The sequence below is a fragment of the Gracilibacillus salinarum genome (assembly GCF_022919575.1).
Lineage (GTDB): Bacteria > Bacillota > Bacilli > Bacillales > Amphibacillaceae > Gracilibacillus > Gracilibacillus salinarum.
In genome coordinates, this window is record NZ_CP095071.1 from 889,438 (window position 1) to 904,243 (window position 14,806).

At 39.1% G+C, this 14,806-nt stretch carries 12 protein-coding genes, 1 riboswitch and 1 other annotated feature; of the genes, 1 reads left to right on the top strand and 11 read right to left on the bottom strand.

The window, feature by feature from the left end:
- From MUN87_RS04510 to MUN87_RS04555, 10 genes are all read right to left on the bottom strand, one after another.
- Positions 1–1,632 (bottom strand): GspE/PulE family protein, encoded by a 1,632-nt coding sequence (locus MUN87_RS04510; protein WP_244746486.1) that lies wholly within the window; start codon positions 1,630–1,632, stop codon positions 1–3.
- 18 nt (positions 1,633–1,650) lie between these two features.
- Positions 1,651–3,162 carry a DUF7305 domain-containing protein gene (locus MUN87_RS04515; RefSeq protein WP_244746487.1) on the bottom strand — a complete coding sequence of 504 codons (1,512 nt, stop codon included), beginning with the start codon at positions 3,160–3,162 and terminating at the stop codon, positions 1,651–1,653.
- Positions 3,163–3,171: 9 nt separating this feature from the next.
- Positions 3,172–3,591: a prepilin-type N-terminal cleavage/methylation domain-containing protein gene (locus MUN87_RS04520; protein ID WP_244746488.1), complete on the bottom strand. Its 420-nt coding sequence runs from the start codon at positions 3,589–3,591 to the stop codon at positions 3,172–3,174.
- Positions 3,567–4,040, bottom strand: coding sequence for a type IV pilus modification PilV family protein (locus MUN87_RS04525; protein WP_244746489.1), 474 nt, complete (start codon positions 4,038–4,040; stop codon positions 3,567–3,569). Before MUN87_RS04525 ends, MUN87_RS04520 begins: the two co-directional genes overlap by 25 nt.
- A 101-nt stretch (positions 4,041–4,141) precedes the next feature.
- Positions 4,142–5,392: a bifunctional folylpolyglutamate synthase/dihydrofolate synthase gene (locus MUN87_RS04530; protein ID WP_244746490.1), complete on the bottom strand. Its 1,251-nt coding sequence runs from the start codon at positions 5,390–5,392 to the stop codon at positions 4,142–4,144.
- Between the two features lie 228 nt (positions 5,393–5,620).
- Complete coding sequence (locus MUN87_RS04535) at positions 5,621–8,275, bottom strand: valine--tRNA ligase (RefSeq protein WP_244746491.1); 2,655 nt, start codon at positions 8,273–8,275, stop codon at positions 5,621–5,623.
- Positions 8,276–8,358: 83 nt separating this feature from the next.
- Positions 8,359–8,585 (bottom strand) — a binding site (T-box leader).
- 60 nt (positions 8,586–8,645) lie between these two features.
- Entirely contained in the window at positions 8,646–9,422 is a 777-nt protein-coding gene (locus tag MUN87_RS04540; protein ID WP_244746492.1) for an ABC transporter permease, read from the bottom strand.
- Positions 9,419–10,060: an ABC transporter ATP-binding protein gene (locus MUN87_RS04545; RefSeq protein ID WP_244746493.1), complete on the bottom strand. Its 642-nt coding sequence runs from the start codon at positions 10,058–10,060 to the stop codon at positions 9,419–9,421. The genes MUN87_RS04540 and MUN87_RS04545 overlap by 4 nt, the downstream gene beginning before the upstream one ends.
- A 267-nt stretch (positions 10,061–10,327) precedes the next feature.
- Complete coding sequence (locus MUN87_RS04550) at positions 10,328–11,542, bottom strand: NAD(P)/FAD-dependent oxidoreductase (protein WP_244746494.1); 1,215 nt, start codon at positions 11,540–11,542, stop codon at positions 10,328–10,330.
- A 1,067-nt stretch (positions 11,543–12,609) separates the two neighbouring features.
- Positions 12,610–12,744 (bottom strand): anti-repressor SinI family protein, encoded by a 135-nt coding sequence (locus MUN87_RS04555; RefSeq protein ID WP_244746495.1) that lies wholly within the window; start codon positions 12,742–12,744, stop codon positions 12,610–12,612.
- Positions 12,745–12,777: 33 nt separating this feature from the next.
- A riboswitch (cyclic di-GMP riboswitch) is annotated at positions 12,778–12,864 on the bottom strand.
- A 697-nt stretch (positions 12,865–13,561) separates the two neighbouring features.
- Between MUN87_RS04555 and MUN87_RS04560 the strand changes: the two genes are divergently transcribed.
- On the top strand, positions 13,562–13,750 hold the full coding sequence (locus MUN87_RS04560; RefSeq protein WP_500796463.1) for a YszA family small membrane protein: 189 nt from the start codon (positions 13,562–13,564) through the stop codon (positions 13,748–13,750).
- Here MUN87_RS04560 and MUN87_RS04565 read toward each other — a convergent pair.
- Positions 13,747–14,763, bottom strand: coding sequence for a phosphotransferase (locus tag MUN87_RS04565; protein ID WP_244746496.1), 1,017 nt, complete (start codon positions 14,761–14,763; stop codon positions 13,747–13,749). The two genes, MUN87_RS04560 and MUN87_RS04565, sit on opposite strands and share 4 nt — an antisense overlap.
- Positions 14,764–14,806: the final 43 nt, after the last annotated feature.

A 14,806-nucleotide genomic window follows, 5' to 3' on the forward strand; every position in this document is an offset into this window, starting at 1 on the left:
TTAATCTTGTGCTACCACTCTTACTATTTCTTCTAATGTGGTCTTGCCACTTTTCACTTTAAAGAGACCGTCATCTAACAAGAAATGCATGCCGTTACGACGAGCATAGTCACGAATTTCCGTCATGTTGTGATGATTCATCATGAGTTTCCTAATTGCATCATCAATGACGAGTAACTCGTGTATGGCCATTCTGCCTTTATAGCCTGTTCCTCTGCATGTATTACATCCTACTCCTTCAAAGACACGGTCAATATCAATACCACGTTTTTGAAAAATGTCATTCTCCATCGCCGTTACTTCCCGTTCCCTTTTGCAATCTGGACAAATTACTTTGACCAATCGCTGAGCCATAATAGCGGTTAATGATGATACAACGAGATAGGGCTCAATCCCCATATCAAATAAACGAGGAATCGCTGCAATTGCGCTGTTGGTATGTAGCGTGCTGAAGACAAGATGCCCGGTTAATGATGATCGAATTGCTATTTCAGCTGTTTCTTTATCACGTATTTCCCCGACCATGATGATATTCGGATCCTGTCGCAATATAGATCGTAACCCTGTTGCAAAATTCAAGCCAATTGCGCTGTTTACCTGAACTTGATTGACTCCATCTATTTGGTACTCGACCGGATCCTCAACGGTGATAATATTGACATCGTCCTGGTTCAACTCGGTAATCGATGCGTACAGCGTCGTTGTCTTTCCTGAACCTGTTGGACCGGTAAGAAGAATAAGTCCGGACGGCTGCTTCAAAACCGCTTGATAATGTTGTCTGTTTGCCGGTAAAAAGTCCAATTCCGATAATCGCTTAAAGGCGTTAGTTAAATCCAGGATTCTGACAACGATTTTTTCTCCAAAAACTGTCGGCAGGATAGACACACGTAAGTCAATCGGGCGCTTATCAATCTCGATTCGGACTCGACCGTCCTGAGGCAATCTTGATTCGGTAATATTCAAATTAGCAAGAATTTTTGTCCTGGCAATAATCGCGTTCTGCAATGATTTCTTCACAGTCTTTTCTGTTCGAAGCATCCCATCCACGCGATAACGCACGGTTATTTGCTGTTCCTGCGGGTCAATATGAATGTCACTCGCCTTTAAGTTAACTCCCGTTTGCAGTATTTGATCCATGATACGAACGGCTGGTGCATCTTCATCAACAGAAGGTGCTAATTCCGAGTCACTATCATTGCGGTCATAATACTTATTTATCGCTTGCAGAATATCATCTTTACTTGCGATAACTGTCTTAATTTGAAAACCTGTTGCCAGCTCGATATCATCAATAGCAAAGTAGTCCATTGGATCATTGGTTGCAATCGTTAATTGATGCTCGGATTGGTGGATTGGAATTAAACAGTTTTCCCGTGCATACTGCTTGGATACATAACTCAGAACTTCCTCTTGAATCGGATAGCGAAATAAGGAAACAGATTCAATGCCTAACTGTTGTTCAAGTACGTCCAGCAATTGTTTCTCTGTAATTAACCCTTGTTCCAACAGGGCATCTCCTAGCTTTTGCCCTTCCTTCTTCGCTTCCAGCACTTGCAAGATCTGATCTTCCGTTATCATATTGGACTGCTTTAATAAGTCTCCTAATTTTTGCTTCTTGAATGGTACTACCATTTGCACACCTGCTTTCTGCTATTGAGATTCGAGCGTTTGTCCAGTTTTATAGGCATCCTGAGGAATAGTAGTATCACCCGATCCGCCAAAAATAGGGACATCTTCGAGATTCAGCTCTTTAAACGATAACGTTGCTCCTCCTGTTACATTGAGCGAATCACTGATGACTGTTCCGTGTACACTGGCTCCATTAGATGCTGTAACCTTTGCATGTGGTGCAAGAATTAATGTTTCATTGTAACTTCCGCCGCTTAAATTTACTTGGTCACCACCTGTAATAATCGAACCGTCAAAACTTCCACTTCCTGTAAATGTCAAATTAGTATCCTCGGCAAATAAGTGACCATTCAGTCTTTGAGCACCTGAAAGAGTAAAAGATTTATCTGCACCTGCTAAATATACGAATAGATCGTCTACATTCCGGTCTGCATTAAAGGTACTGCTAGACCCAAATTTCATCCAATCTGTCACAAACACCGTTAAAGATCCCTCTCCGGTAATATAGATGTGACCATTCTCCAGATTTAACCGTTCTACAGTTATTTCTCTATCCTGACCGTTCGTATCGATATAAAGTTTCCACCCACTTGATAGCTTTATCTCATGAAAGGATAAGTTGCTGTTCATCTTCAATTGATATCCATCTGCTTTGTAATGTGTAATATTCAAATTTCCGTTTTGAATCACTTGATGACGATTAAATTCATCTCCAATTGTTTGATCTACTGGTATTGTATAGGATGGAATGCTCGGAAAGCTATCCATCATTCGTCTAATATTTTCTGGATCAATTACATTATTTTGGAAATTTAGCAGAGGTTTATTACCTGCATAATTGGGCGGAAATTTTATTACGCTGTCTTTAGCATCTTCTGGTACAAAGATTTGCTCGCCACTAAGATTTGGTCCACCGGTAATGGTAATAGCACCTTGAGATAGACAAGTCGTACCGAAGTCACCCTTTATATTAGCACCTTCATTTAATGTGATTTGTGGTGCACGACACTGCTTTGGCTGAAAAACCCCAGTATACGCTACCAGGTTCTGCGGTATATCTATCGTTTGATTGGCTTGCCATCTAATTTTAATCTCTGTCTCTACCGTTCGACTGCTCCTATCCGTTCCACCGGTAGCAACAATGTTATAAGATCTCGGATTTTTATCATTAAGACGCCTTACCGTCACCCACACCTTAGGCTCTTTCTGATATTGCTCAGCAAAAGACACATCCACTGGTTGATCTGTTTTTATAATTATGTCTTCCAACCGTTGAAAAAAACTGGCCTCATTCGAACTTGTATGATAAAGCGTATCAGCTGTGTCGTAAATATTGGCGATAGTGTGGTTGAGCCCTGTTTCCGCAATATAAAAGCTCGATTGGACCGATCTGTCTTTGGTTGTTAAATGCAGGTTACTGGCCGACACCGTAAGAATGGCGATACTTAATAACGATATGATAATAAATACCATCATAACCAATACTAAAGCTATACCTTTATCATTTGCTAATTGCGCCCGTCGTTTGTTCATATTGACAGCCTACTTTCTTAACAAAATAGTCGTCTTTACTGAAGTAGTATCATTCATTATTGTCTGTTCTGCCGTAATTTCGATCGTGAGCTGATTGCCTGATAATTCAACATCAAATGTACGAATGTTCTCTGCTCTCACGGAACCATTCCGCAACAATTGATTGTCCTGTAAGGCGTAAACTTCATCATTGATCTCCAATCGGTTATCAGCTACTTTAATCTCTTCACTTGGCGTAAGTCGAACTTCCCGATTGATTTCGGTTACTATTTGCCGTACGTCTGACTGCCGGGCTACTTGCTGGGCTTGATTATTAAATTGCTTTTGTGAGAATAATTGAATTGATCCGACGAGTAGGACAATCAATGAAAGAATAATAATGACTGCTAATAATTCAACCAGTGTTACCCCTCGCTGATTTTTGAACATGCGTGATCAAACCTTTCTATGCACCAGACATAACCCGCTTCCAAAGTAGCTTGTATCGTACTTTCATTCTGATTGTTAAAAACCTGAACTGATACCATCCAGAAATCTGTTACTGATTGATCTTTCACCATTTTTAAACGTATGTAATCATTTTCAGTTGATTTTCCCAGTTGATAGGTCATTTCTGTGTTATTTAGCAATTGATAACCATCTGATTCTAGCAAACTTATCGTGTCTTGCACCGAAGACTCGGTACTATATTGATAGAGTTTCTCCATCTCTGTCTGCGCCACATAGTCTGCATGGATGATGTCACCAGATGTTTGGGTTGTCTTAGAAGCATGGACAAATAGAGCAATAAAACCAAAGGAGATAATACTTAGAATCGTGATGGAAGCAAGCATTTCGATCAAGGTAAATCCTGATTCCTGCTGGGAAATGTTTCTCATCAGCTACTATCTCCTTTCCAACCTTCCTTTTCTCTTAAGTCCATTATACTACTCCAACCTCAAAGAACAATACTTTTCTTATAACGAACTACATCTTTGTATTACTTTTGAATTATTTTTTTCGCGAAATCGACAAAATGTAGTGAACCGGTAATCAGAATTACATCATCGGGATTACTTCTATGCAAAATATCTAGCAATGCTTCCTCAGGGTTTGACATATAACGAATACCTGCAGGTACATCAGCTTCTCTAAGAGCGCGGGAATGGTCAAAGGTAGTAATTGTAATATCCGATGTCATATTTGCCAAAAGGGAAATCATTTCAGTTAATGCTTTATCACGAAACGCACTAAACAAAACATGAATGGCCGAGTATGATTGTCCGGAAAAAGTATTAACAAGCTGACGGGTGCTAGCGGTATTATGGGCCCCATCTACGATGATTCTCGGCTCTTCCTTCACAGTTTCCATTCGATTTGGCATTTGTGCTTGAAATAGGGCATTGCGAAACAGGTTCCCTTCCACAGGAAAACCCATCTTTTGTAATAAATGAATCGTTTGGATCGCTAATGATGCATTTTCAATTTGATGCTTTCCTGGCATAGATAGTGCCACACAATGTTCGTGATCTTGATTTCTCCATAAAAACTCCTGATCAGCTATCCCCTCTGCAAAAAAATCTTGATTATATTCAAAAACAGGTGCTTGCTTGCATGCCGCTTCATTCTGGACGACGCTGCGAGCTTTTTCAGGAATAGGACCAACTACGACCGGCACCTTATCCTTAATAATCCCAGCCTTATGTCCCGCGATAGCTTCAATCGTTGAACCCAGAAATGCTGTATGATCATAATCGATGGATGTTATGATGGTAACGATAGGGTTGACTCTGTTCGTCACATCTTCCCTTCCACCCATACATGTTTCGATCACTGCTATATCCACTCCATCCTGAAAATATAATAACGTAATCACCATCAATATTTCATACTCAGATGGAGCGAAGTCACGCTTGTCCATCTCTTCGATAACCGGAAGTAATGGATTCAACATATCGATAAAGGCCACTGAGGAAATTACACGCTCGTTGATCGCGATATGGTCAAATATTGTCGGTAAACCTGGTGATTGGAATGTACCTACCCGGTATCCACCTGCCATTAACACTTCTTTTAAATAAGTTAAAGTGGAACCTTTGCCATTTGTACCTGCGATATGGATGGTTGGTAACTTCTTCTCGGGATGACCAGTCTGATCCAGCAAATAGTCAAGGCGCTCCAGTCCCGGCTTGATCCCCAACGTTCTTCGTTGCTCTAAAAATCGGTCCAATTCTTCAAGATTTTTAATCATTTTTCTCACATCCTTTAGTTTTAGAAAATACGGTATTCACTTTGTCTTTTAGCGATGGCCATCGTTTTTCTTATACTTGGTACACTTTAAACTTTAACTACGTCGGGCTTCTTTATTAAAACTATTTCCTCCCGTGTAAAAAGAGACTGTCCGAGACAGCCTCTTTTTCTAATAAAACGAGAGCTAGCCCATGTTACGCACATAGCTTTACTCGCAATTATTCTTCTGTTAATTATTTTGCAAATCCTTCATTCGTGCTTCTACTTTGCTGCGTTTTTCGATGTAGTCTTTTTGTTTTTCTTTTTCAGCATCTACTACATGCGCTGGCGCCTTATCGACAAATCCTTTATTTGCAAGTTTTTTATCTACACGTTCTACTTCTTTATTCAGTTTATCCAACTCTGTTTGCAAACGTTGCAACTCTTTATCAATATCAATTAATCCTTCTAACGGCAAAATAATTTCTGCGCCTGTCACAACAGCTGACATTGCTTTATCTGGTATAGCCATCGCCGTATCGATTGTTAGCTCGCTTGGATTACAGAAACGCTCTAAATAACTGCTGTTTGCCGTAAGCTGTTCTTTGACTTTTTCATTATTTGCCAGAACAAGAATTGGAATTTCTTTCGACATTGGCGTATCCACTTCTGCGCGAATATTACGAACAGAACGGATTATCGACACTAATTGATTCATCACTTCTGTTGCGTCATGATCAGATAATTTCGAATCTACTGTTGGCCAAGCAGCACGAACGATTGACTCTCCCTTATGTGGTAACTGCTGCCAGATTTCTTCTGTAACGAACGGCATAAATGGGTGAAGCATACGCATAATGTTATCGAGAACATGCGCTAATACAGATCGTGTCGTGTGCTTCGCTTCTTCATCTTCTCCATACAATGGCAGCTTTGCCATCTCAATATACCAGTCACAGAAATCATCCCAAATGAAGTTATACAAGTAGCGACCAGCCTCACCAAAGTCATATTTATCAACATGACGCGTTACTTGTTCTACCGTTTCATTCAATCGAGTCAGAATCCATTTGTCTGCGACTGACTTTTTACCATTAAGATCTATTTCTTCATACGTTAAGCCATCCATATTCATCAGTGCAAATCGAGAAGCATTCCAGATTTTATTAACAAAATTCCAAGTAGACTCTACCTTCTCCCATTGGAAACGAACATCTTGACCAGGACTCGAACCTGTTGCCAAGAAATAGCGTAAGGAGTCTGCGCCATATTTCTCGATTACCTCCATTGGATCGACACCGTTTCCGAGTGATTTACTCATCTTACGGCCTTCTGCATCTCTTACTAAACCATGAATTAAGACATCTTTAAATGGACGCTCATCATTAAAGTGCTTGGATTGGAAAATCATACGGGCAACCCAGAAAAAGATAATGTCATAGCCGGTAACTAATACGTTCGTCGGGAAGAAATGCTTGAAATCTTCATCTTCGGTATCCGGCCAGTTCAGTGTAGAGAATGGCCATAATGCAGATGAAAACCATGTATCTAATACATCCTCATCTTGCTCCCAGTTCTCAATGTCTGCTGGAGCATCTTTCCCCACATACACTTCACCTGTTTCTTTATGATACCAGGCAGGAATACGATGCCCCCACCATAATTGACGAGAAATACACCAATCACGAATATTTTCCATCCAACGTAAATATGTTTTCTCAAAGCGATCAGGTACGAAATGGACTTTATCCTCTTCTGATCCGTTTTGCAACTCTACTGCTGCATCTGCTAGTGGTTGCATATTGACGAACCATTGTGTTGATAAATATGGCTCCACCACTGCTCCACTTCTTTCCGAATGGCCTACTGAATGCATATGATCTTCAATTTCAAACAAAATACCTGCATCCTGCAAATCTTTGACAACTTGTTTACGGCATGCAAAACGGTCCATTCCCTGGTATTTACCAGCATTCTCATTCATTGTGCCATCTTCATTCATGACAAGGATTCGCTCTAAATCGTGACGATTGCCAATCTCAAAGTCATTCGGATCATGCGCTGGCGTTATCTTAACAGCACCAGAACCGAATTCCATATCGACATAATCATCCGCAACAATTTCAATTTCGCGCCCGACAATCGGTAATGTAACCTTTTTGCCGATTAAATCTTTATAACGATCATCGTTCGGGTGAACAGCTACTGCAGTATCTCCTAACATCGTTTCAGGTCTGGTTGTTGCCACTTCAATATGGCCCGATCCATCTGTTAATGGATATTTCATATGATAGAAATGACCCTGAACATCCTGATAAATAACTTCAATATCAGAAAGTGCCGTCTTCGTTGCTGGATCCCAGTTAATAATATACTCACCACGGTAAATTAATCCTTTTTCATATAAAGTAACAAATACTTCTTTTACCGCTTCTGAAAGACCGGCATCCAACGTAAATCGTTCACGGGAGTAATCAAGACCTAAGCCCAATTTAGACCATTGTTCACGAATAAAACCTGCATATTCCTCTTTCCAGTCCCAAGAAGTTTCTAAAAATTTCTCACGTCCGAGATCATATCGTGATGTCCCATTTTCCCTCAATTTCGCTTCTACTTTCGCTTGCGTTGCAATCCCTGCGTGGTCCATTCCTGGCAAATACAATACATCATACCCTTGCATTCGTTTAATTCTAGTAATGATATCTTGTAACGTAGTATCCCATGCATGACCGATATGCAATTTTCCTGTTACGTTTGGTGGAGGAATCACGATGGTAAATGGATCCTTTTCTTTGTTACGTTCTGCTTCAAAAAATTTACCCTGCACCCAATACTCGTATTTGCCTTGCTCTACGGCTGTCGGATCGTATTTAGGTGGTAAATTTACTTCTTTATTCTCTGACATGATATGTCTCCTCCTTTTAGATGACTTGCATTACTTCAATTAACTGTAGCGGACGAAACGAAAAAAACCCTCTTCATCCTTAAATAAAGGACGAAAAGAGTTTTCCGCGGTACCACCTTTGTTTATAAGTTCCGTAACTTATACACTTCATTTTAGAAGATATCGGCTTCACCGGCTTTACTTACTGTATGTTCAATAAAGCTGCATCTGAGGCTACCTTCCTCCACCTGTATTCGAGAAAACCTTCCAGCCAATGGGTCTTCCTCTCTATCGAATAGTATGGAGTACTCCTCCTCTTCATCGCATTGTTATGTTTTGTTATATTATATGTTATTTTATCCAATTGGAAACATATAAGTCAAGTTTATTTTTATTTAAGCTGCGCATATTTGTTAAAAAAGGTTCTATAACCAAAATACAAAAACAAAATAACCGTTAAAGAAACGCTCCCTGTAATACCAAGCATAATAGCAATTTGGTATTTAATCGCATCTACAGGATTTGCACCTGAAAGGATGACACCTGTCATCATGCCCGGAAGAAACACGATTCCCATCCCAATCATATTATTAATGGTTGGCAGAATTGCTGAATCAAAGGAATGATTAACAATATTACGTGCTGCCTTATGAGGGGTAGCACCAAGCATTAAAGCTGCTTCAACCTCTTTTTTACGAGACGTAAATCCTTCCATAAGTGCAGCTACACCAAGTGTAATACCTGTCATTGAATTACCGATCAACATACCGGCAATCGGGATAAAATAACGAGGATCATACCATGGTGAAAATTGAACAACGACAAAATCAAAATAGAAAAACGCAAATAATGTCCCTGATACCATCGCTATCGCAATAATTTTCTTTAATTCCTTGTTCAATGTATGCTTCGACCTTTTGTAGATGTTATAAACAGCAAAGCTCTCCATCAAAATGAGAACAATTAATGAATAGAGGAAATGTTCATTTTCAAATATAAACATTAAAATATAGCCAACCAGTACCAGCTGAATTGTCATTCGCAGTGTCGCAATAATTATTTCTTTTTCTCTAGGTATCTTCCGCCAGCGAACAATAGCTAATAAGAGCAGAATAAATAAATAGGCGGAAACTAATTGCCATATCGTAATCTCCAGCATATCATTCATGATCGAACCTCCTCATCGTTCTGAAGCTCGTTCATATATATCAATTGATCACTGTATGTCTCCGCTGTACCTTTGGAATGTGTTACCATAATGACCGTTTTATTGGCTTCTTTAATACGCTTCGTAAAATAATCCATCACCAGGGTTTCGGTATCATCATCCAATGCTGAAGTAGGTTCATCAAGCAAGAATACATCTGGTTCCATCACTAACACTCTGCCAAAAGCGATTCGCTGTTTCTCTCCTCCTGACAAATTAGCAGCATCTTCGTCGAGATCTTTTGACAGTTTTAATTGATGTAATAGCTCTGTTAAATCGTTGTCGTCTGGCTCTTTATCTTGCTCAGAGAAGTGCAAGCCAATCAGCAAATTATCTCGTATCGATCCTTCGAATACAATTGGATCTTGTCCGAGCATCACTACTTTCTTTCTTAATTCCACGGCATCCAGTTCTTGAATAGATGTATTATTGAAGTGGATTTCACCTTCGTCTGGTGTTAACATACTGTTAAACATTTTCAACAACGTTGTTTTGCCACTTCCGCTTGCACCGAACAGACAGTAAATATTACCTGATTCAATCTCGAGATGGTCGATTCGCAATATATCTTTGTATACCAAATTCCTGATCTCAAACATGTTCCTTTTCCTCCATACTTTCCTTTACTTCTATTGTGAACGAATATTTGCTAGTCATTCTCATTTATAAAAGTCTTTAGCTTTCACTTTCTTGCGTAAAAAGAGCAGATACACAGTGGCATCTGCTCTTTTTACTTAGCGAAAGTCTCGCTTATCTTCCATTTTTCGTGAGATTAAAACATAGGCAACTGTCGCTGCTGCTGTAGCTAATGTGTAAAGTAAAGTGTTTTTCATTTTTTTACCTCCTAGATCAGATCATGCTTCCAATTAAAATGGACGGAATTTTCCTTTTCGTAACACTAGCTTTGGTCCACCTAACATAAATAAATAGCGATCATCGATTACATTCTTCATCACTTTGGCTTGCATACCATATAATTTAGTTCCTTCAAAAACAGTACCCATTGCATCACTTCCACCAAGAGAAGCAACCGTTCCCTTATTGTCAAATTGGAACGTGCGAAGTGTACCGCCATAAATAAGCGTTTTGATATTATGCGCACATACATCAGCTTCCTGAATAGCAATTTGCGCGGTTGGTGGATATGGTTTGCCTGTTTCCTCATTCATTACCCAAGCACAATCACCTAGTATAAATACATCATCTTGCTCTGGTGTTCGTAACGTTGCATCTACGTTCACTTTACCCTTTGTCAATTCGAAACCGGATTCTCCAATAATTCGATTGGCTTGTACACCACCAGTCCAAACAAACGTGTCCGTTTTAATTTCTTGTCTGTCTTCTCCGACAATAACACGGTCTGCTTTCACTTCTTTAATCATTGTACCGAGCTTAAATTCAATTCCACGTGATTCTAATGATTCTTTCGCATAGCTTAATAAATCCTCATCAAAACCTGGTAAAATAGTAGACATCGCTTCAATGTCAATAATCTTCACGTCTTGGCGTGGAATATCGTATTTTTTACATAAAGCCGGAATTCGTTCAGCAAGTTCACCTAGAAATTCAATCCCGGTAAAACCGGCACCACCTACAACAATGGTAAGCATACTCGGATCAGGATCTTGTTCATTTCGGTAACGTGAGAATTGGTATTCAATATGGTCACGTATCATTCGACTCTTATCCACACTCTGAATAGAAAATGCATGCTCGTCCATGCCTGGAATGCCAAAGGTAGCTTTCTCAAAGCCTAAACCAATCACAAGAAAATCATAGCTTAGTGTGCCATTATCCAATTCAACCGTTTTGTTTTCCTTGTTAATTTTCTTAACGGTGTCATGCACAAAGTTAACATGTCTAGTATTAATGACATCAGAGATCATAATTCTGGAGCGGTTTACATCAATTGTGCCTGCAGCTACTTCGTGCAGCCATGTTGTCTGATAATGATAATTATGCTTGTTAACTAATGTAATATCCACTTCTTCAGGAGCGAATTGTTGCGTAAGTCGTTTCGTTGTCATCATACCGGCGTAACCTGCACCTAGTACTACGATTTTTGGTTTCTTCACTGTCATCTAATCATTCCTTTCCAGTCGATATCATTGCTAAACTATGATAGTTTATCTCACTTTTGACTAGATATGTACTCCATAGATATCATATTCAGTATAGCAAATGACACATAAGATCGTCTAATAAGCAATACCCTATTCACCATAAAGAAAAACTAAGTTTCTCTGCAAGTACAGGCAAAAGCCTTCATAATTAAATCATTATTTCCCGGGCGAAAATTACCAGCAACAACCCTTCCAGTCCTAATTCATACAATAATATACAACTACCTATAATATGGATTATGTAAATTAGGACTATCTGATATTGTGGTAATTTTGATATGAATATGTGCTTAGCAAAGCTCCGGAAATAGACTCCGCGTCCTGTGGGCACGGCTTCAGCTAGGCTACTACTTGAACAGCTTCTTTGCTGCCTTGTGCCGAGAAAGCATACTTCAAAGCAATAATGGCAGACACAGGCACAAATGAAGTGGATCTTCAGCTCGCGCTGAGGCATGAGGAGTCTCCGCCTATTTCCTACGCTTATGGGAAGTACTACAACGATTGGAACAGCTATTAGCAGTGGTGCTTAGCAATGTATTTCATCAATTATGGTGTAAATCTTGCAGATAGTGCTTCATATCCTAGCTGTCGCATAAATTGTGGAGCTATACATCAGCTGAGGCCAATCACGGAGACTCCCGCGGGATTGTGCAGGTGCTGAAGATCCACAACGTCTGCACCTGCGTCTTCTAGTAATGCTTCGAAGTAGGCTTCCTCGGTGCAAGGCAGCAGAGAAGTGATTCGTGTAGTAGCCTAGCTTCAGCCGTGCCCCGCAGGACGCGGAGTGGTTGGCTGAAGCGGTATCCTAGCACATGAATCATTTCAAAATTAATACTAAGCTGTTAGTTTACATAATCCATATTATAGGAACCCAGCTTCATCTTCTTTATTGTAGGACGATGCAGGAAGTTGCCTGGTTTCTGGGCTACCTCATGGTCTTGGCAGTTCATGTTAGGATTGCTACTATTTTTATCTTCCCCTACAGCAAAATAAAAACCCCATATTTTAAATGGGGTTTTTAAGGTCTAATGCTGTTCCACACATTTCTCTGCCATTTTCTTTGTCAGAAATTCTTTTACTTCTTCTTTTGAACATCCAATCTCTTTCGCTTTGAGCATTAGATAGATCCATTCATAATCCACGTTTACTTTCGATTCCATAACCTTTCTCCTCCTAAAATACAAATCTGTATTTCAGGCAGCTCAGCCGTCCGTATTGGATAAATGAACGGACCTGGAACTTTGCGTCCCTATCTTGCAATAGGTTTGCCTTTTTCTGATCATGCATGCTACACGAAAACACCTTGAACGAATTGCAATACCACAGCATACCTACAAAAACGAATAGTGCAGAAAAACAAAAAGTAATATAAACAGCTATTATAATTAGTATATTATATTCAGCTAATATAGAAAAATACCGCTTTTTTACTAGTAGTAACTTTATCTTGTATTAGCAAAATCAATCATATAAAACCTGTTTATACACTTTAATACCAATGAATGAGTGCAGAATTCTTGTCATAGCTATTATTCGGCAACGCATTCTAACAAAGATGATTCTTGGTAACACCCAGAAAAATTGATTTTGAAACAAGATGCTTGTCTAGTATTGTCAGCGTATAGTACATACAGACAAATAATCAGTTAGAATAAGAGCAATTTATCTGTTACCTTTTCTAATGTTCAAGACAATCGTTTATACGCATCCAAAAGCGAGACATCATTGATTAATATCATTCTAATAGTATATATTCGCTAAAAAAATTGATTTTCCTGCAAAAAAATTATTTTTTTAATAATTTTGAACTACGTATTTTAACTTAGTAGACGAAAGCCCACCTTATCAACTTACAGTCTTGACAGATGTAGTCCTTTTCGTTTATTTCGTTAAACGATTCATAATTAAGGGGTACGATTCCACTTTGAATGCATAAGCTAGAATATAACGAAAATATAGTGAAAATGAGGTGATATCTTGGCACGTTATTATCGTTATCGTCTACCACCCTGGGCAAGAGAATGGATTTTAATCTGTGAACGTTGTATATTACCAATTGTCGTATTTCAAGGGATTCGCACCATATTTTTCCCAACTACTTTTGACGTATTATTATTAGGAATATTGATTGGTATCTTGCTAGCCTTTCAATTAGAATGGATTTAACCTAAATCATCTATCGGATCCGTTTTCAATGTCTGATATATATATTCTTGCATTTGGAAGCCATGAAACAACTTACGGAACTCTACTTCGATTTCAACAGACTTTCTTACATTACTTGTGCCCCTTCTTGGCTGCATTATCTCTGACATAGATCGAAACCAGTTATGCGGAGACAGCAGCTGTAATACAAGAAGCGATTTCTCATAGTCTGATAAATCGATATAGCGACAATATACTGAGAATGATTCTGAGATTTTATCCATGTCGCAATCATGAAACCTGAACAAATACTGATAATAAGAAACTAAATCATAAGTTGGCGAAGTCATCAATGCATACTCCCAATTTAATAAGTACGTATTCATTCCAGTTGTCATATAATGGGATGGTTTTACGTTTCCATGGCATAACGTATATTTCATCTGATCTGTTTCTTCCATTCTATCTAAATATATTTCCTGCCACTCCTCCATTTTATTAAAAAGCTGCTCCACGTCACGATAATACATGCATATTTGTAATTCTGCTGGTGACATGAATCGTTTTGCTTCAAATAAACGAACATATTGCAGCATTTGCTCACGACAGTATGATAGCTCCTGCTCAAATTGGCTTTCTAATGTGCTCCGATTTTGTTTAACTGCTTCTATCTTATGATAATCCATCGTTGCGGCATGCAGCTTGCCAATTGTATGAATAGCTGTTGCATATTCATCTGCCGGCTGTTCGGATATTTCACGGTTAACCCATGGCATTAGATAATAGATCTCCCCGTTGTCTTCGACAAATGACCGCTGGTGAACAGTAGAATATACAGGCACAAAGCCAAAAATCTTTTTTCCCTGAATATATTGTTGAATTGCCTGCCATCTTCCTACGTCTTCTGGCAATAGTCTCGCATGCTTTAATGCATATTGTTGATGATCTGCTTCTATCTTGTATAAACGATCTGTGATTTGTTCAATAGACTCTGGCTGCAATTGATATGATTGTAATAGTTGTGACCACCTCATCGGCGAATCCCCCATTTCTGATTCATCAAATAAAAAATCCCTT

Excerpts from the sequence above, each read along its gene's own strand:
- MUN87_RS04510 (WP_244746486.1), bottom strand. The coding sequence starts at position 1,632 with ATGGTAGTACCATTCAAGAAGCAAAAATTAGGAGACTTATTAAAGCAG.
- MUN87_RS04515 (WP_244746487.1), bottom strand. The coding sequence starts at position 3,162 with ATGAACAAACGACGGGCGCAATTAGCAAATGATAAAGGTATAGCTTTA.
- MUN87_RS04520 (WP_244746488.1), bottom strand. The coding sequence starts at position 3,591 with ATGTTCAAAAATCAGCGAGGGGTAACACTGGTTGAATTATTAGCAGTC.
- MUN87_RS04525 (WP_244746489.1), bottom strand. The coding sequence starts at position 4,040 with ATGAGAAACATTTCCCAGCAGGAATCAGGATTTACCTTGATCGAAATG.
- MUN87_RS04530 (WP_244746490.1), bottom strand. The coding sequence starts at position 5,392 with ATGATTAAAAATCTTGAAGAATTGGACCGATTTTTAGAGCAACGAAGA.
- MUN87_RS04535 (WP_244746491.1), bottom strand. The coding sequence starts at position 8,275 with ATGTCAGAGAATAAAGAAGTAAATTTACCACCTAAATACGATCCGACA.
- MUN87_RS04540 (WP_244746492.1), bottom strand. The coding sequence starts at position 9,422 with ATGAATGATATGCTGGAGATTACGATATGGCAATTAGTTTCCGCCTAT.
- MUN87_RS04545 (WP_244746493.1), bottom strand. The coding sequence starts at position 10,060 with ATGTTTGAGATCAGGAATTTGGTATACAAAGATATATTGCGAATCGAC.
- MUN87_RS04550 (WP_244746494.1), bottom strand. The coding sequence starts at position 11,542 with ATGACAGTGAAGAAACCAAAAATCGTAGTACTAGGTGCAGGTTACGCC.
- MUN87_RS04555 (WP_244746495.1), bottom strand. The coding sequence starts at position 12,744 with ATGGAATCGAAAGTAAACGTGGATTATGAATGGATCTATCTAATGCTC.
- MUN87_RS04565 (WP_244746496.1), bottom strand. The coding sequence starts at position 14,763 with ATGAGGTGGTCACAACTATTACAATCATATCAATTGCAGCCAGAGTCT.